Annotated in this window: 14 protein-coding genes; 5 read left to right on the top strand and 9 right to left on the bottom strand. The window is 46.6% G+C overall.

What is annotated here, in order from left to right; genetic code table 11:
* Positions 1–140: 140 nt before the first annotated feature.
* The 3 genes from lgt to BEL05_RS09280 form a co-directional block, all read right to left on the bottom strand.
* The gene (gene lgt / locus BEL05_RS09290) at positions 141–920 is read right to left on the bottom strand and encodes a prolipoprotein diacylglyceryl transferase (protein ID WP_069670999.1); all 780 of its coding nucleotides are present in this window, start codon (positions 918–920) and stop codon (positions 141–143) included.
* Between the two features lie 178 nt (positions 921–1,098).
* Positions 1,099–2,379 (bottom strand): 4-aminobutyrate--2-oxoglutarate transaminase, encoded by a 1,281-nt coding sequence (gene gabT / locus BEL05_RS09285; RefSeq protein ID WP_069670998.1) that lies wholly within the window; start codon positions 2,377–2,379, stop codon positions 1,099–1,101.
* Between the two features lie 31 nt (positions 2,380–2,410).
* Positions 2,411–3,868 (bottom strand): NAD-dependent succinate-semialdehyde dehydrogenase, encoded by a 1,458-nt coding sequence (locus tag BEL05_RS09280; RefSeq protein WP_069670997.1) that lies wholly within the window; start codon positions 3,866–3,868, stop codon positions 2,411–2,413.
* A 114-nt stretch (positions 3,869–3,982) separates the two neighbouring features.
* Here BEL05_RS09280 and BEL05_RS09275 point away from each other — a divergent pair, with 114 nt between their 5' ends.
* Complete coding sequence (locus tag BEL05_RS09275) at positions 3,983–4,915, top strand: LysR family transcriptional regulator (protein ID WP_028763735.1); 933 nt, start codon at positions 3,983–3,985, stop codon at positions 4,913–4,915.
* Between the two features lie 105 nt (positions 4,916–5,020).
* On the opposite strand, the gene BEL05_RS09270 is transcribed toward BEL05_RS09275, so the two are convergent.
* Entirely contained in the window at positions 5,021–5,545 is a 525-nt protein-coding gene (locus BEL05_RS09270) for a DUF3087 family protein (RefSeq protein ID WP_069670996.1), read from the bottom strand.
* Positions 5,546–5,879: 334 nt separating this feature from the next.
* On the opposite strand from BEL05_RS09270, the gene BEL05_RS09265 reads away from it, so the two are divergent.
* From BEL05_RS09265 to BEL05_RS09255, 3 genes are all read left to right on the top strand, one after another.
* Positions 5,880–7,265 carry a Na+/H+ antiporter NhaC family protein gene (locus tag BEL05_RS09265; RefSeq protein WP_051413072.1) on the top strand — a complete coding sequence of 462 codons (1,386 nt, stop codon included), beginning with the start codon at positions 5,880–5,882 and terminating at the stop codon, positions 7,263–7,265.
* Positions 7,266–7,493: 228 nt separating this feature from the next.
* Positions 7,494–8,195, top strand: coding sequence for a DUF998 domain-containing protein (locus tag BEL05_RS09260; protein ID WP_069671038.1), 702 nt, complete (start codon positions 7,494–7,496; stop codon positions 8,193–8,195).
* Between the two features lie 11 nt (positions 8,196–8,206).
* Complete coding sequence (locus BEL05_RS09255) at positions 8,207–8,938, top strand: RNA pseudouridine synthase (protein ID WP_069670995.1); 732 nt, start codon at positions 8,207–8,209, stop codon at positions 8,936–8,938.
* A gap of 1,699 nt (positions 8,939–10,637) precedes the next feature.
* Here BEL05_RS09255 and BEL05_RS09250 read toward each other — a convergent pair.
* Positions 10,638–12,794 (bottom strand): S46 family peptidase, encoded by a 2,157-nt coding sequence (locus BEL05_RS09250; protein WP_069670994.1) that lies wholly within the window; start codon positions 12,792–12,794, stop codon positions 10,638–10,640.
* Positions 12,795–13,046: 252 nt separating this feature from the next.
* The gene (locus BEL05_RS09245) at positions 13,047–14,246 is read right to left on the bottom strand and encodes an aromatic amino acid transport family protein (protein WP_069670993.1); all 1,200 of its coding nucleotides are present in this window, start codon (positions 14,244–14,246) and stop codon (positions 13,047–13,049) included.
* A 646-nt stretch (positions 14,247–14,892) separates the two neighbouring features.
* Between BEL05_RS09245 and BEL05_RS09240 the strand changes: the two genes are divergently transcribed.
* Complete coding sequence (locus BEL05_RS09240; RefSeq protein ID WP_069670992.1) at positions 14,893–15,447, top strand: TMEM165/GDT1 family protein; 555 nt, start codon at positions 14,893–14,895, stop codon at positions 15,445–15,447.
* Between the two features lie 73 nt (positions 15,448–15,520).
* On the opposite strand, the gene katB is transcribed toward BEL05_RS09240, so the two are convergent.
* The 3 genes from katB to BEL05_RS09225 all read right to left on the bottom strand — a co-directional run bounded on the left by katB (position 15,521) and on the right by BEL05_RS09225 (position 18,082).
* A complete protein-coding gene (gene katB, locus BEL05_RS09235) occupies positions 15,521–16,984 on the bottom strand; it encodes a catalase KatB (RefSeq protein ID WP_069671037.1) in 1,464 nt (487 codons plus the stop codon).
* Positions 16,985–17,306: 322 nt separating this feature from the next.
* Positions 17,307–17,555 carry a YgjV family protein gene (locus BEL05_RS09230; RefSeq protein WP_028763725.1) on the bottom strand — a complete coding sequence of 83 codons (249 nt, stop codon included), beginning with the start codon at positions 17,553–17,555 and terminating at the stop codon, positions 17,307–17,309.
* Positions 17,556–17,644: 89 nt separating this feature from the next.
* Complete coding sequence (locus BEL05_RS09225) at positions 17,645–18,082, bottom strand: PaaI family thioesterase (protein ID WP_028763724.1); 438 nt, start codon at positions 18,080–18,082, stop codon at positions 17,645–17,647.
* Between the last annotated feature and the right edge of the window lie 125 nt (positions 18,083–18,207).

Raw genomic sequence — 18,207 nt, 5'->3', positions numbered from 1 at the left:
CGGCACAGCCTTTGCTGTGATGATTATAGCAGAAACAAGCTAACGCTTAATCAAGATAAACTCATGATTAAATTACTTTATCTTTCCAATAAAAAAGCTCAACAGATGTTGAGCTTTACCAAAAAAATATCAATCAAACACTAACGTTTTCTCAGGTATGGCAACAGCAGTAACACGACCCCCACCAGCAAAAACGGAACACTTAACATCTGTCCTGCGCTCATGGTCCAATCTTGGGCGTAGGCAGCTTGCTTAACTTTCACCATCTCAATGGCAAACCGTGAGCTAAACACCAACACCAGGAACAACCCAAATATCGCACCGTATTTCTGCTTCATCTGAGTCGTTTTATAAACCAACCACAACAGGATAAAGATCAGCAGGTACGCAATGGCCTCGTACAACTGCGCAGGATGGCGTGGCAACATGTCGACGCGCTCAAAAACAATCGCCCAAGGTTTGTCGCTCGGTAGACCGAGGATCTCTGAATTGGCAAAATTTGCCATACGCACAAAAAAGCCAAATATGGCTGTCGCAATAGCGAGTCTATCGAGCAAAAATAGGAAAGGTAATTTCACCTTACGCTGATAGTAATAGAGCGCTAAAATCGCGCCGAGTCCGCCACCATGACTAGCGAGCCCCCCTTCCCATATGGCCAATATTTTCATTGGGTGAGAGAAGTAATAACTGGGGTCGTAAAACAGCACGTGCGCCAGACGCGCGCCTACAATAATCCCGACGACACAATAGATAAGTAGATTATCTAACGACTCAACATCTAAGCCCTCTTTGACATAGATACGCTTCATCACCTGAAAACCGCTGGCAATCGCCACCGCAAACAGTACCCCGTACCAATGCACGGTTAACCCCATGAATGAGATCATCACAGGATCAATATTCCAAACTATATGGTTCAAACGCTTTGCTCCAAACTGCACTGGCCAAGTGACCAACTAATAAAACAACGACTGCTGACAGGCAGTTTTACGCGCTTCGTCGATGTTATTCAAGGCCAGACGATGCATTTATGGCACAGAAGAGAATAAAAAAGGGCCTAACAGCTAAAACTGTTAGACCCTTGTTTTAGTTAGCATGTCACTTTGCTACTGCAGCAAATAACTGATTGAACTTCCCTAGTCCTTCCTGAATGATGTCGTCGCTAATGGTCAGCGCAGGTAGGAAGCGGATCACGTTGCCATAGAAACCGCAGGCTAACAAAACTAATCCATGCTTAGCCGCATTAGCGATAATCGCTTGGGTTAGCGCCGTATTGGGCTGCTCGCAATCGCCATCAATCACTAACTCTATGGCAATCATTGCGCCCTGATTACGCACCTCACCAATGAGCTGTGGGTAGCGCTGCTGCAATGCACTTAAATGTTCATTAAAGATCGCACCAATCTGTGCTGCACGCTCAACTAAGTTTTCCTCTTCCATCACCTCGAGTACCGCTAATGCGGCAACACAGCCCACAGGAGATCCACCATAAGTCCCACCTAATCCACCTGGGAGCGGCGCATCCATGATTTCACTCTTACCCACCACAGCTGCAATTGGGAAGCCACCAGCAATGCCTTTGGCCATAGTGATCAAATCGGGTTCAACTCCTGCATGTTCAAAACTAAACATTTTACCTGTACGGCCAAACCCAGTTTGGATCTCATCGGCAATCAGCACGATACCATGCTCATCACAGATACGACGTAGCGCCTGTAAAAACTCAGCAGGAGCAGCGTAAAAACCTCCTTCGCCTTGCACTGGCTCTACAATAATCGCTGCGACATCACACGGGGCGATATCGACTTTAAACAGATTTTCAACCGCTTTTAAGGCATCTTTTACACTTACATCATGCAGGGCCATTGGATAAGGTGCGTGGAAAATATCTCCCGCAAACGGGCCAAACTGATGCTTATACGGGCTTATTTTTCCCGTCAGTGCCATCGTTAGATTTGTGCGACCATGGAAGCCACCGTTAAACGCGATCACCCCACGACGTCCAGTATGCGCGCGAGCAATCTTGACACAGTTCTCTACCGCTTCGGCACCTGTGGTGACAAAAATTGCCTTTTTGTCACTATCACCCGGAGCCACTTGAGTCAGCTTTTCTGCCAGCTCAACGGCCGATTCATAAGGGTTAACCATGACACAGGTATGGCTAAAGTTATCCAGTTGCGCCTTGACCGCGGCGACAATTTTGGGATGGCTATGACCTGTGTTACACACGGCAATCCCGGTACCAAAATCGATAAAACGGTTTCCTTCAACGTCCCATAGCTCAGCATTTTTCGCCCGCTCAACATAAACGGGATAGGCGTTGCCTTGGCCCCTTGCTATGGCGTTCACTTTACGAGCCTGTAAATTCGCGTTGTTCATCTACTTATCCTTTACTCAACTAAAGTCGGTGTTATTTATCTAACCCACCAAGACACAAATACTTAATCTCTAAGTAGTCATCTAGCCCATACTTAGAACCTTCGCGGCCATTACCCGACTGCTTCACCCCGCCAAAAGGTGCCGCCGCATTAGAGATGATCCCCTCATTGACCCCGACCATGCCAAACTCAAGCCCCTCTCCGACGCGGAAGATACGACCAATATCACGGGCATAGAAATAGGCTGCCAGCCCATATTCAGTATCATTGGCCATGGCAATCACCTCATCTTCACTGTCAAACGTGATGATAGGTGTGACTGGTCCAAAAATCTCATTGCGCGCCAGAGGCATCTCATTCGTCACGCCAGTCACAATCACCGGAGCAAGGAAACTTTCACCCAACGCACTGCGCTGGCCGCCACTGATGATTGTTCCACCGCTAGAGACTGTGTCATCAACCAACTTAAGTACATTGTCGACAGCAGTTTTAGAGATCATTGGACCAACGGTCACCCCATCGCCTAGACCATCACCCACATTCAGGTTTGCTACCGCAGCAGCAAACTTTTGAGTAAATGCCTCTGCCACATTACGCTGTACAAAGATACGGTTGGTGCACACACAAGTTTGGCCCGCATTGCGATACTTAGAGATAAGCGCGCCCTGAACCGCCGCATCGATATCTGCATCGTCAAACACAATAAACGGCGCATTACCACCGAGCTCCATGGAGACCTTTTTCACGCTCGTCGCACACTGAGCCAATAAAATCTTGCCCACCGCTGTTGAGCCCGTAAAAGTAAACTTGGCTACATCTGGATGTTGAGTCAGCACCTTACCCATACCAACTGCATCTTCACCCACCACAATGTTAAATACCCCAGCCGGAATGCCCGCGCGCTCGGCAAGTTCTGCCATCGCCAAGGCTGAAAGTGGCGTGAGAGGGGATGGCCTCGCAACAAAGGTACAACCAGCGGCAAGGGCCGCCGCCGCTTTACGGGCAATCATCGCGTTAGGGAAGTTCCAAGGCGTAATTGACGCCACTACGCCCACAGGTTGTTTAATCACCAAAATACGCTTGTCATTGGCTGGGGCTGGGATGGTGTCACCGTAAACACGCTTGCCCTCTTCGGCAAACCAATCGATAAAGGCTGCACCATAGGCAATTTCGCCCTTAGCCTCAGCAAGCGGCTTACCTTGCTCTAAAGTGAGTAGTCGGCCTAAGTCGTCTTGGTGTTCCATCATCAAATTGAACCATTTACGCATCAAGGCAGCGCGCTCATTGGCCGATTTTTTTGACCAAGCAGGGAGCGCTTTTTTGGCCGCGACTACCGCAGCTTGAGTCTCCTCTATTCCCGCATCGGCAACTTCTGCCACCACTTGTTGATTGGCCGGGTTGATGACGGCAAATCGGTTATCGCTTTGAAACCAGTTACCATCAATGTATGAGGCGAGTTTAATTAACTGGCTGTCTTTTATTCCCTGCATAAATACTCCAATCGAAAGGGTTGACGTTAACGGGCATATTTCTCTATTGAATAGCAAAACTATCTCAGGTTAAATACAAAATAATCAACAATAAGTTTTATAGCGGTAAAACTAATGAGTAAACAGTCCATTATTCCTAAAGCCGTAACCGAATATGACCTGCGATTATTACGCATATTTCGCACCGTTGTTGAAAACGGTGGCTTCGCGGCAGCTGAAAATGAGCTAGGTGTGACACGCTCTACCATCAGTGTGCATATGTCCAACCTTGAGAGCCGCATGAAACTGAAGTTATGCAGTCGAGGACGTGGCGGTTTTGCCCTCACCGAAGCAGGACAAGCCGTGTATCATGCCTGTATCGAACTGTTCGACTCACTCAATGATTTCTCTATGTTTGTTAACAACCTAGGTGAAGAGTTAATTGGAGAACTGGTGATACTTTGTGCCGATCAACTTGACCACACCATGCAGCAAAAGCTCGCGCAAGTGATCACTTACATTCATCAACGCCAACCGCAATTGCACCTGATTTTAGATGGCGAAGCACTGCACCATATTGAGAAGTCGCTACTACAAGATAAAGCCCACGTTGGCCTATTGCCTAGCTACCAACAAGTCGAAGGTCTGAGCTATCAAACCATCTTCAGTGAGCCGATTTATCTCTGTTGCAGCCACCTGCATCCCTATTTTTTACTAGAAGATAAGGAGATCAGTGCTGAGATGCTGGCTAAGACCCCCTCTATTCATCCGGGCGTGGATATCGACCCCGACGGCCGAGAACAACTTAAGCGCCTAAATCTATCCGCAAAGGCATATCAGTTTGATACACGTAAAACCTTAATCTTATCGGGGTGCTACTTAGGTTATCTGCCGCTCAGCTATATCCAGCAAGAGCTTGAAGCTAAAGAGATGAAAATTATTCATGGCGAGGAAGCCAGCTACCAATTTAATCTCTCTATGGTGGTAAAGCAGTCCGCTCGCGAAAGTGCGAAAGTGGAGCTACTCATGGCAGCATTTAATGAGGTATTCTCGCTGTCGCAGGAATAGCCTTGGCGCAAGATGAGAAAATAACAACACGAAAAACACGGAGCGCCGATGGAGCCCAATAGCATTAATCAAACCTACGGGTTAATTAATGCTATTGATGAAAAGTCACAAGCCCTCTAGCATTTCCACTTTAAAATCACGCTCATCGACGTTAAGACCACGAACTTGAATTTGCTGCTTAATGGCTAAAAAGTCGCTGTCGACCTGATTCAACGTTAGAGTGTTGTCATCCAAGAGATAGACGAATTTCAGACTTGCATAGTAAAAGCTTAGGGTGATCAGGGCATCGACATCATCTTTTTCGGCCTGCTGTTTAATCGATTTTAGTTTGCGGTAAATCCGGTTTTGCAATGCTTTAAGCCGAGAAACATAAAACACCTCTTTAAAATAAATATGCTCTCGTTGCGAGTATAAGGTGCCAGCACAAATAATGACCGCAACAAGGACACCTAAAACATTAAGGTGCAGATTACCGGTCGACTCGCCACTGGCCACCTGTGTCTGGCCAAAAAACTGAATCAGTAATTGCCCCAGTAACACAGATAGTATGGCAAGGCTGGCAACAAAAACCGTGATCACACGGTTGAGGTGTTTACGGTAGACGGTTTTATCAATATCAATCAGTTGCATTAGGGTTCTTGGTTGATTGCAATTTCTACCACAAGGTTAACATGGGGCGCTCTCTATTGGCAGACTCACCAGGTGTTCGCCACAAAAGATTTGATCTCCTCAATCGATCTTGGCAAGTTAAGTGATGCCAATCAGTAGCCGTTTAGGTGACCTAACACGCAATTTAACGTCACGGATACATATAGAAGTAAAAACATCTAGACGTCTAAATTGACAGACGTCTTCCAATCTCATATCCTCTCACCTATTGAGATAACCAATGCTGCCCATTGATGGCGGCAGGTTCCAGCTAGGAGGGCATGGGAACCTAAGGTTCGTATCTCGTTATATTGAGATGCTCCGCTATAGAGCCGTTTATGAGAAAAGAGAGACCAAATTGACTACTTCTACACATGCCCAAACCTCAACCGCAAAGCCCAGCGCATCGTTTATTGCACTCTTACCACTGTTTTTATTCCTAGCCTTGTTTATTGGTGCGGGGGTTTATTTCCAAAGCCAAGGGGTAGACTTTGCGTTTTACCAGCTGCCGAGTGTGATTGCGATTCTGCCAGCCATTATTTTCGCGCTGATCATCTCTAAGCAGAAGCTTAATCAAAGCATTGAAACCTTTATTGCTGGTATTGGCCACGCCAATATTATTGCTATGTGCCTCATTTATTTACTGGCAGGCGCCTTCGCTGCAGTCGCCAAAGCCACTGGCGGCGTAGATGCAACAGTTGCCCTTGGCCTATCACTTGTTCCATCAAGCCTACTGTTACCGGGCTTCTTTGTCATAGCGGCATTCATAGCAACCGCCATGGGAACCTCAATGGGCACCATCGCTGCCGTTGCACCGATTGCGCTTGGTGTTGCAAATGAAGCACAAATCGACCTTGCTATTATGGCTGGTGCGGTGATCTCTGGTGCACTGTTTGGTGATAACCTCTCTATCATCTCCGACACCACGATAGCTTCAACCCGCACCCAAGGTTGTGAGATGAAAGATAAGTTCAAAGAAAACCTTATCTTCGCGATTCCCGCCTCCATCATCACCTTAGTTATTTTCACCTTGGTAGGCCAAGGTCAAGCTGATGTAGCCGCACAAGATATTGACTTTGTTAAAGTTATACCTTATCTCACCATCTTAATCTTAGCGGTATCAGGCCTTAACGTATTCGTGGTGTTAACCATAGGTATTTTACTGGCTGGGATCACTGGCTTGCTCACTATGGATTATGGTGTAATTCAATTTGGTCAAGATATCTATGCTGGCTTTAGTAACATGCAAGAGATCTTCATTCTCTCCATGTTAGTCGGTGGATTAGCGGCATTAATGCAACAACAAGGCGGCTTAGCCTTTGTCAGCAAACAGATTGAAAAATTGATTGTTCGTTTTTCAAAAGCCAAAGGCGAGGCATCAACCCGCGCATCAGAATTGGGGATGGCAGGTATTGTTGCCGCCACTAACACCTGCGTCGCTAACAACACGGTATCGATTGTCGTAACGGGCGATATCGCAAAAGAGCTGGCACAGAAACACAATGTAACGCCTAAGCGTGCCGCGAGTATTTTAGACATTTTCTCTTGCATTGTGCAGGGGTTAATTCCCTATGGTGCCCAAGCACTGTTGATTGCTTCAACCTTTAGCATTAGCCCATTAGAAGCGGTCACACACGCATGGTATTGCATGGTATTGGCTGTGGTAGCCATTGCAATTGTCGTACTGCGTAAGCGTCATTAATGGCAGCCCGGCAGAAATAATATGTTACATTTGGATAAAAACTAGCTACCACAAAGCCGCCATTTTCACTTAAACTGTAGCCATAGGGAAATGACCAAAAGGCGCTAAATGAGGCGCTCACAACCTATGTTGTGAATTACACCTCATAAGAGATCGTGCCAACCATCAAAGGAGTGCAGCTAACTGTGCTCCTTTTTTATGTTGATAAAAATAAGAAAATGGCAACCTATGACCCCACAACAACATATCAATTATGATCTACACCGCATGGTGGTTTTCACTATTTTGGCCGGCGCATTAGCCTCTGCGTTAGGCATCTCAATTTCACTCTTCGCCAAGTTTCAAGAGATAGGATTAGCGACCTTTAGTCAGCGCCCCGACTTTCTGGGCAACTATGTTAACTCGCCACTCGCCTACATCTTTAATATGGGCCTAATTATGGCTGGAAGCTGTATTCTGCTCGCCATGTATGGACTGATGCAGCTTAAATTGGGCCTTTTTGGTAACTACATCTCAATAGCGGGTATTTGGGTTGGGGTGTCAATCATCCTTATCGGTATCTACCCTATCAATTATCTGTTTGAGCACAGGCTCTATTCGACCAGTTTTTTAGTGGGCACTATCGCGCTCTACTTTTTGACCATGTGCGCACGCGTCAACCATAAAGTGGCCTTTCCCACCCCCTTGTTTATTGTCAGCGCGCTGGGGTTCATTTGCGCTTGCACATTGGCCACTCTGCTCAATTGGAGCACCTTAGATTTTGACCCATGCCAACATCCAGCCGATATGCCCTGCATGGTTGCGATTGTAATGTGGTGCCAAACCAACTTAGTGATGGTCTGGTGTATCATGCTGGCGCTCACGGTGAACAAGCTTGCAAGGCAAAGTTATAAAGATTCGCGGTCAAAAAGCCTGTCTGTGACCTATTGATTGATCATAGTATGCGCCTAGCCCAATATATCGCTCTCACAGGGCACTGCTCTCGACGCGCCGCCACACGGTTAATTCGTGACGGCCGCGTGACAATTGCTGGGCGTATCGCTAACCATATTGACCAGATAAACCTTTCTTTGACAACACAAGAGCTTCAGCCGTGCGCCGCGCTGAACATCATGGTGGATGGCTTGCCGCTTGGACCAATTGAAACTAAGCAGTATTGGATGCTACACAAAAAAGTGGGTACCGATTGCCGCCTGTTGGCACATGATCCGACGAGTCTTATCCACCTATTGCCTAAACAACCTCGACTCTATCCTGTTGGCCGCTTAGATAAAGACTCACGAGGATTACTGCTGCTCACCAATGACGGGGCGCTAACCCAAAGCCTAATGCACCCTGACTTTCACCACCGAAAATACTATCAGGTACAGGTGGCACGCGCCTTTGACGATACCTTTTTACAGCAAATGGCTGCGGGCGTTAGCTATAAGGATGTCACCACACTGCCCTGTAAGATTACGCGCCTAAGCACTGACCGGTTTGAAATTGTGTTAACCCAAGGGCTTAATCGGCAGATACGGCGCATGAGTCAAGCACTTGGGTTTAAAGTTATCGATCTCAAACGCATTGCTATCGAATCCTTGCAACTGGGCAACCTTACAGAGGGAGAGTTACGCCCCCTAACGTATGCGGAAGAGTCATCGCTCAAAGGTTTGATCAAGCATCAAACATAGGGTAAACATCTGTATTCTCTTGAGTAGCGGCAGGCTTCATTATATTTTAGCCGTATTTTTGAAGGTATACCGTCATGGCAATCTATCACCCGTGATGAGCGAATGTGCAGAGACTGCTTCGGGACGCTTTGCCATCCTTGGCCGCTTAACGAAAACAGCTGACCTACATGGATGATCTACATGGGTGATCTACATGGATATAGGGAATGCTACAAAATGTCGGGAACATTTTTGGCCATGTTTTCGATACCCTCAGCTGCATCTACACTAGGTTATTAACTCTCTTCGATTTGACTTCATTTGGGACTAATAACGCATTAAAAGCTAACCTAGTTTTGCCCCAAAGTGGGTTGGCCTTGGAGTGAAGGTTTGGCATTTTTTCATTTAGCTTAAGTAGCGTTTGGCCGCATCTTATTTGTTAAGGGTATTTGAAGGTCGTACCTTCATAGCAATCAATCACCTGCGGTGACCTTATGTGCAAACACTTCTGCGACACGCCGCTAGCACATCCTTGTGGGCTCTACGCCAGCATCCCTGCTGGCAAAGGCCGCAGCCGCGTTTACACTTGGTTTCTAACGTTTCTTCGATTAAGCTGCATTTGGTGTGAGTGGCGAGTAAAAAGTTAACGTGCTTTTGCCCAAAGAGGGTTGGCCTTGGAATGAAGGTCTGGCATTTTTTCATTTAGCTTAAGTAGCGTTTGGCTGCATCTTATTTGTTAAGTGTGTTTGAAGGTCATACCTTCGTTGTTACTTAACGCCTGTCCGGCGAGGAATGTGCAAGCGCTCTTTTGGCACGGTGAGTGAAGCATCGCTTCATGCTAACGAACGAGAGGCAGGGGTGCCGAACTGGCTTTTAGATAGGGATATTGTTGTGAGCACATCCTTTTGGGCTCTGCGAAATCATCTGACTTACATGGAAGTAGGGAATGCCGAAAAATGTCGGGAACATTTTTGGCCATGATTTCGAAGGCCAAAACCGCGCTTACACTGGGTTATTAACTCTCTTCGATTTAACCGTATTTGGTGTGACTTGAGAATTAAAATCTAAGAAGCTTTTGCCCCAAAGTGGATTGGCCTTGGAATGAACGTCTGGCATTTCTATAGTTTGTTTGATTAACATTTGACGATATGTTCATTTATTAAATACGTTGAAGGTCGCTCCTTTATCGCCATCTAACGCCTGTCCGGCGAGGGATGTGCAGATACTTCTGCTCCACGCCGGACAGGCGATTAGTTAAAGTGAAGATACAAATTTCAAAGACACTCTACCAACACTAATTCAGCCAAATGTTAAACCACAAAAAGGCCAGCCCCTTCATTCCAAGGCCAGCTTATTTTTGTCCAGAAACGATTTAACTTGTGATTACCGTAGCAGCAAGGTCAAATCGAAGAGATAGAAAACTCGGTGCGAACACAGTTGTGACCTTCTGAGGCATGGCCGTTCTCTGACATCCATGTCATCGCGGCATTTGTGAATCCATTCACGTAGATGTCACGGTAGAGCTCACATAGAAGTGCTCGAACAACGTCCATGTCTAAAAGCCAGTTCGGCGTCCATGCCTCTCGTTTGTAAGCACTAAGCTAACTACAACCAATTTAAAGGCATGAAAAAAGGGCTTAGATTTTCATCTAAGCCCTTTCAATAACGGGTGCCTGTTACTTGGTAAAAGTAACTAAAGCGCCTCCACTAATCGTTAAAATTAGTGAACAATTTCCATCTCTTCTAGCAAGTTATCTGCATTATCTAGGTACTTCATCACCCAAAGCATATAACGGCTATCAACTTGGATAGAGCGGTTGGTGTCAGTATCGTAACCCCAATCACCAATAATACTCTCATACACACCGTCAAACAGTAGACCCACTAATTCGGCACGGCCGTTTAGTGTTGGGGAGCCTGAGTTACCACCGGTAGTGTCTAAAGTTGATAGGAAGTTAACTGGCACTGAGTCGATAGACTTCATATAGAAGTCGCCATACTGCTTCTGCTTAATCAGTTCTAGCTGCTTAGCTGGAGCATCGAATGGATCGGCGCCAGTATCTTTAGCCAAAATCCCCTCAAGACGAGTGAATGGCACAGCGTGTAAGCCATCTTGTGGTGAGTAACCTTTCACATGACCCACGGTCACACGTAAGCTTGAGTTAGCGTCGGCATAGACAGGCTTACCTAGCTCTTTGTTGTAAGCAATAATGGCATCCATATATTGAGGACGGACCTTCATTAACTTACCCGCTAGCTCTTTCTCTTTCTTCTCTTGGGCCATATCGGTGTCATACATGGCTACCGCAAACTTAATAAACGGATCGTTAGAGGCTTTAAAGTCGCTCACTGATTTGTCCATCCAAGCGAGACGGAACTCTTTATTACCAAGTTCTGTTTTAGCGTACATTTTGTCTAGCGTTTTACTCAGCTTAGCTGCATCAAACTTTTTACCCAGACCAAATGCTTTATCGAGTGCTGGAATACGCTCACTGGCCGGTAACGCCGCATAACGCGTCAACAAATCAAGCACAACCGCTTTGTCTACGCTTGGCGCATAACGTCTGTCGATACGCTCCATGCCTGACTTAAAGCGTGTCATGTCACGTGTTTGGTAGCCAGGCTCACGTGCCATATCATCAAGCTGCTTTTCATTGGCTAAGCGATACAATTTACGCGCTGTTGGCAGCATGGTGGTGTAGCCTAAGTAACCTAAGATGATGTCACGCTCTTGGTTGTCTTGGCTCTCTTTGATCAGCTTATCAAGCTCAGCCATGGTCTCGCCATATTTAGCCTGACGCTTGCTATCTTTGTTGATCCAAGCCGTTAGCTCTGCTTCACGTCCTTTACGGTCGTCAAGCATGGTCGACTTGCCATAAAACTCAATCATCGAGGTGAAGTTTTTGGCGTAGTTAGCCAAGCCAGCAATGAGGCTCTCGTACTTAATACGCTCATCACTGCCCTCAGGGGCGGTTTCTTTAATGATCTCAATAAAGCGTTCGCGCAGCATTTTTCCTTCTGGGTACGCCCACTCAAACTGGTTTTCGACTTCATTGGCGGTGCGGTAACGGTTAGTGCGACCTGGATAACCCGCCACCATAACAAAATCACCATCACTCACGCCTTTAGCCGAGACTTTAAGAAAGCTCTTTGGCTCGTAAGGCACATTGTCTTGGCTGAAGTCAGCAGGCTTGCCCGCTTTTGATACATAGCCACGGTAGAAGGAGAAATCACCAGTGTGGCGTGGCCACATCCAGTTATCGATATCGCCGCCATACTTACCCACGCTTGCTGCTGGGTTATACACCAAGCGTACATCGCGGATCTCAAGTTGTTTAACTAAGTAATATTCTAAGCCACCATGGAAGCTATATACCTGACAGCGATAGCCATCCTCAGCTTCACACTCTGCAACCAAGGCTTTCTCTTTGGCTTCGATGCCTTGATAAAACGCGTTGCCAACCTTATCGGCCAACCCTTGCTTAACCTTGTCAGTTACGTTGGTGACGGCTTCGGTAACATAGATGCGTGAACCCGGCGTAGCTGGCAACTCTTCTGCATAAGTTTTAGCTAAAAAGCCATCTTGCAGTAAATTTTTCTCTGGTGTTGAGTTGTACTGAATTGAGCCGTAAGCACAGTGATGGTTAGTCACAGCAAGCCCTTTGGGTGACACAAATGATGCAGTACAGCCACCTAGGCTGATAACGGCATTCATTGGGAATTCGGTTAATTTTGAGATAGATTTTACATCAATCTCCAACCCTTTGGCTTTCAGCTCATCTGCCATTGCAGGTAGCTGATATGGCTGCCACATCCCCTCGTCAGCCTGCGCCGTGAACGAGGCCGCTAGTGCTGCTGTTAATATCAGTTTCTTCATTTTGTTAAGTCCATTTTGTTATCGTTATCTCATCGAATCCCCACCCGATCCTTATCTATTTGATGTGATGGAGATTAATATGATGGTGCTAGCGCCCTTAAATTTAAGGCATAAAAAAGTCGGGCTAGAGCCCGACTTTATCATAAAACCTACCAACTCACACACAGGCAAACATTGCTAGTTAACCGCTTGAGTTGTAACGAACTGTGTACCTTTAATCATCACAGTTCGATTGCACTGTTAGTGACAGGATCACAGCGCGACCCACAGCTGCGCAGCAATAATCACCGCACCTACCGCTGCCGACGCCAATAGTGCAGGCGTGCCGCCCATGACTTGGTAACCGCCAAGGTTTTGTTTACGTTGACTAAGCGCCATCGCAATCGGTAAGAAAATAATCATCACGACTAAAGGAATCGCCGCAAAACCTAACACCTGAATAAAGCCATCAGGATAATAAAGCGCACATAACAGTGGCGGTATAAAGGTGATCAACCAGGTTTTGATTCGCCCAGCAATATCATCACGTGCGCGGGTCAATTCGGCAATATAGTCAAACAAACTCATGGTCACACCAAGGAATGAAGTGATTAATGCTAAGTTGGCAAACAGGTCAATGCACTGTTGCAAAACAGCCGATTGTGCGATGCCTTGTAACGCTGACACAAGCTTAGGTAGTGAGCCGTCAAACCCATATACCGTCGCGCCGCCCACTGTCCCTAGGGTCACCATTAACCAAAGGATGTAGCACACTAATGGAATGGTAGAACCTATGATTAACACTTTACGCAGCGACATGGCATCGCCATCTAAATAGCGCACAATCGTCGCAATACACACATGAAAACCAAACGAGGTAAATACAACTGGGATAGCGGCTAACCATAGGTTACCCAATTCACCTTTAGACACTAACTCGGTCGCCGACTCTCTGAGCATGTAGCTTGGGCTAACTTCGGGTAATAAAAACAACACCACAATAATGAACAGAGCCACCATAGCAGTAAACAATACCCGTGAAACCTTATCAATCCAGGCCACACCAATGGCGATAAACCCACCAAATACAAGGGTAAACAGTAACACCGCGAACTCATGGTTCATGGTAATACCCAGCGGCTCAAAACGTGACTCTAATAACGAAGAGCCGCCCATCAAGTACACCATGGTTAAGGCAAACAGTAAGCTTAAAAACGAGCCGCCTTGAATTAACTGGCCAACTTTACCTAAGGTTTTTCCCGTGATGGCATGCACATTGAGACCAACGCCGGTGCGTAAATTAATCTCTAGCATGAGTAGAGAGGTATAAATAGAGATACCCCAAATGGCGATCAAAAGCAGTAACGCCGGAATGGTGCCTAACGAGGCTGTAGCAAGTGGAAGCGCCAACATGCCGCCACCAATTGCGGTGCCCGCAACAATGGCAATAGAGCCGAGCATTTTTAAGTTCACAAAATTGTCCTGTCTTTAATTGTTATCTATTTTGGAAGGTCAGATTTAGAACGACTGCAAAGGAGGGATTTAGCAATAAAACATACACTAAGCTTTAGCCTCCTAACCGAACTATGCATCTCTGCCTTAGTGCGCGTTGGTGGGCCTCAACAGCTTAGCTAACCTTATCTACCAATGATCTTTAGCTAAGCCCCTGAGGCTGCCTAAATCGGTAGTAATATCGATAGGTTTGTTTCATCACAACCTTACTCTATAAATTTGACTGCTAGCGACCATATCAGAGGCAAACGCAGTGCACAAGGCGTCTATCGTAATCAAAGTCAAGATTGTACATTCAAGTAACAATGTGGAAATAACCCGACTACAGCTTGATTACTGTGCCATTTTTATTACTCAATTAGTGATCTAGGATATTGCCTTGCCATGGCTTATCAGTATAATTTGCGCACTGCTTTAGGGGAGTAGCTAACGCGTCTCTATTTGGGACTCGGGTGAGTATCAACATACTTGGCCATACGCCATGGTGCTCACAGCAATCAGCGGGATTTAATGCCCACACATTGCCAGGCAAGACCTAAGCACGGTTACCGCTCAAATTAGGGGGCGGCGGACTGTGCTTGGATTTTTTGCCCCCTAAGGAAACATCATGGAAGCTTTACTCGCATCAACCTTCACCGTCGCTATTGCCGAAATCGGCGACAAGACGCAACTCTTAGCGCTTATTCTTGCTGCACGTTTTAAAAATAAAACCGCCATTATTTTTGGTATCTTGCTATCCACATTAACCAATCACTTTGCCGCGGCCTGGTTTGGGCAGTGGGCCATAAACTTCATTAATCCAAGCGTCGCAACCTATCTGGTTGCCCTCTCCTTTTTTGCCATTGCATTATGGGTATTAGTACCAGATAAGGTCGACAGCGAAGAGAGCCGTTTCTATAAAATGGGCCCTTTTATCGCGACCTTCATTCTGTTCTTTTTAGCAGAGATGGGCGACAAAACCCAAGTGGCAACTGTGGTGCTGTCGGCTAAATATGATGCACTAGGATTGGTCGTGATAGGTACCACATTAGGCATGATGATCGCCAATGTCCCTGTGGTGATAGCGGGTCACTTTAGTGCCGATAAATTACCGATGAAATGGATCCATCGCGGTTGTGCCGTCTTGTTTGCGCTGTTAGGGGTGGTGACGCTATTGTTCTAAGGGCGACGAGCGAGAAAAATACCAAGCAAAAAAAACCAATGGCTTAGCCATTGGTTTTTCATTAACTTACCGCTTATAACCCGAGAGCTTGTTTAACTCGCTGACCATAGTCACTGTCGGCATTGGTAAAGTGTGCCACCATACGTTGCTGAACATCCAGACTTGCCTGACTCAATGAGCCCGAAATGGTCGCAATTAAGCGGGCTTTCTCCGCTTCAGAGAAGATGCGATACAGATTTCCCGCCTGGGTAAAATCATCCTGTTCATAACGGCTGTAACGTGCTGCCTCGCCCTCAATTCGTAGTGGTGGCTCAACAAACTGAGTCGGTTCCACTAGCGCTGCTGCCGTACTATTTGGACCGTAGTTTGCGCTAGCGTCGGCGCCGGTCTGACTGCCACTGAATGGACACTGAGTACCAGCCATTGCACCGCCACGTTGATGGTGGTTAGCTTGCGTAGCATGCGGGCAGTTAACAGGTAACTGGTTATAGTTAGCGCCAATACGATAGCGTTGAGCATCGGCATAGGCAAATAATCGCGCTTGCAACATCTTATCGGGTGATGCGCCCACACCAGGGACTAAGTTACTCGGCGCTAGCGCCACTTGCTCCACTTCGGCAAAATAGTTTTGCGGCAGACGATTAAGCTCTAACTCACCCACTTCAATTAAGGGGTAATCGCTGTGCGGCCATACCTTAGTCAAGTCAAACGGGTTGATATGATAATGGTTAGCGTCGGCTTCTGGCATAATCTGCACGTTGACCGTCCAGCGTGGGAAATTACCGTCATTAATCGCAGCGACCATGTCGCGTTGTGACGAGTCCGGATCAATCCCTTTCAAAATATCAGCTTGCTCACCCGTTAAGTTCACCACGCCTTGCTGTGATTTAAAGTGGAACTTGACCCAGAAACGCTCACCCTTTGCATTCCAGAAAGAGAAAGTATGCGAGCCATAACCATGCATTTGGCGGTAGTTGGCAGGAATACCACGATCTGACATTAATATGGTTACCTGATGCATGGCTTCCGGGTTTAACGACCAAAAGTCCCACATTGCCTGTGGATCTTTTAAGTTAGTTTGCGGGTTGCGCTTTTGCGTATGGATGAAGTCGGGAAACTTAATACCATCACGCAAAAAGAAAGTTGGCGTGTTATTACCCACAATATCGTGATTACCGCGCGCCGTGTAAAAGCGTAACCCAAAACCACGCGGGTCGCGCTCGGCATCGGCAGAGCCCATTTCACCACCTACGGTTGAGAAGCGAATGAAAGTTTCTGTCTGTTTACCTACGCCATTAAAATGATCGGCGATGGTGTAATCGCTTAAATCTTTGGTTAGGGTAAAAGTGCCGTAAACCCCGGTACCTTTAGCGTGAACAATACGCTCAGGAATACGCTCACGGTTAAAATGCGCTAGCTTCTCAATTAAGTGCCAATCTTGAAGTAGCAGCGGGCCGCGCTCTCCAGCAGACAATGAGTTTTGGTCGTCGGCGATAGGTGCGCCACTTTGGCTTGTTAGTGTTTGCTGTTGGGTCATATTCGTCATTCTGTTGCTCTCCAAAAAATGTGTGAGCGCTTATTGCGCGTCGGTAAGCCATTGTTCAATCACGTCATAAATGGTTGCCATAGGAAAACTCCTCTCTCTCTTCCTTTGCAATCGGTATGGGTCAAGAATAAAGCGACGAGAGAAACAAATAAAACGATTAAAACCGATAACCTTAAATGATTTTACAAATACTGGAGGGCGAAACGGCAAAGAGCGTGCAAACGAGCGCAGCGTGCTGAAGGGCAAAGGCTAACAGCTGAGACAAAAAAACCAGCTTACGCTGGTTTTATCAATCATTAGTATTGAGCTAGCGTCACTCGCTAGTGCTTGAGTCGCTGGGCTCTCGATATAGCTTAACGAGATAATAGATATCAATTAGCACAATGAAAAAGTTCACTAGTGCTACAGGGATTGCGTCGATAGCCATGCCGTAAGCGACAAACAGTGCTGCACCGATTAAGTTCCACCAACGCAGCTTCTTAATATTCGACATCATCAGCGAAATGGCGACGACCACTGACGCTAAATATCCCACCCATTCCCAAATCGTTGCGTTATCCATTCGCTCTCCACTGAGTAAAAGTTTGTATGCCCTTATTATGGACAAAAACGGGAATAAGCGACAGCATTTAGCCAGTTTTTATCGTTATACTAACGCTTTACCACGGCTGCGGTCATTCTGGAGATACAACAAAGTTCGCCTGCACTGTTGTGCACCAAGATTTCCCAAACCGAACTGCGCTTACCTAAATGCACAGGCTTGGCGGTTGCCGTTAATACTCCATTACGTGATGCTTTAAGGTGGTTGGCATTGATCTCTTGGCCAACACAATAGTAGTTGTCAAAATCAACCACAAAGTTAGCAGCATAACTCGCCACGGTTTCAGCCAAGGCAACATTAGCCCCACCATGCACAATCCCCAATGGATTATGGATAGCGGGCGACGCAGGCATGGTCGCCTTCATATAGTCATCGCCAATTTCAGATATCTTTATGCCCATGGTCTGCATCAATGTACCTTTACCATGCATGCCACTATCCATTTTTTCGCAAATTTCCAACGTGACGGGTCGAAACCAAATGCTCATTTGATATTCCATTTCCACAAATTTTAGAGGAGGTTAGTCTACTGCTTCAAGCGTAAAACACAAATAGGTTAAGGTGTCAGTATCGGCAGCAGGCCAAATGGTATAACGAAGGGAGTGGCCTTCGA

Origin of the sequence: Shewanella colwelliana (assembly GCF_001735525.1) — a bacterium.
Classification (GTDB): Bacteria; Pseudomonadota; Gammaproteobacteria; order Enterobacterales; family Shewanellaceae; genus Shewanella; species Shewanella colwelliana.
This window is presented reverse-complemented; position numbering and strand designations above follow the sequence as displayed.

What these genes read in the sequence shown, in the direction of transcription:
- gabT (WP_069670998.1), bottom strand. Translation starts at nt 2,379, where the DNA reads ATGAACAACGCGAATTTACAGGCTCGTAAAGTGAACGCCATAGCAAGG.
- BEL05_RS09280 (WP_069670997.1), bottom strand. Translation starts at nt 3,868, where the DNA reads ATGCAGGGAATAAAAGACAGCCAGTTAATTAAACTCGCCTCATACATT.
- BEL05_RS09275 (WP_028763735.1), top strand. Translation starts at nt 3,983, where the DNA reads ATGAGTAAACAGTCCATTATTCCTAAAGCCGTAACCGAATATGACCTG.
- BEL05_RS09270 (WP_069670996.1), bottom strand. Translation starts at nt 5,545, where the DNA reads ATGCAACTGATTGATATTGATAAAACCGTCTACCGTAAACACCTCAAC.
- BEL05_RS09265 (WP_051413072.1), top strand. Translation starts at nt 5,880, where the DNA reads ATGCTCCGCTATAGAGCCGTTTATGAGAAAAGAGAGACCAAATTGACT.
- BEL05_RS09260 (WP_069671038.1), top strand. Translation starts at nt 7,494, where the DNA reads ATGACCCCACAACAACATATCAATTATGATCTACACCGCATGGTGGTT.
- BEL05_RS09255 (WP_069670995.1), top strand. Translation starts at nt 8,207, where the DNA reads ATGCGCCTAGCCCAATATATCGCTCTCACAGGGCACTGCTCTCGACGC.
- BEL05_RS09250 (WP_069670994.1), bottom strand. Translation starts at nt 12,794, where the DNA reads ATGAAGAAACTGATATTAACAGCAGCACTAGCGGCCTCGTTCACGGCG.
- BEL05_RS09240 (WP_069670992.1), top strand. Translation starts at nt 14,893, where the DNA reads ATGGAAGCTTTACTCGCATCAACCTTCACCGTCGCTATTGCCGAAATC.
- katB (WP_069671037.1), bottom strand. Translation starts at nt 16,984, where the DNA reads ATGACCCAACAGCAAACACTAACAAGCCAAAGTGGCGCACCTATCGCC.
- BEL05_RS09230 (WP_028763725.1), bottom strand. Translation starts at nt 17,555, where the DNA reads ATGGATAACGCAACGATTTGGGAATGGGTGGGATATTTAGCGTCAGTG.
- BEL05_RS09225 (WP_028763724.1), bottom strand. Translation starts at nt 18,082, where the DNA reads ATGAGCATTTGGTTTCGACCCGTCACGTTGGAAATTTGCGAAAAAATG.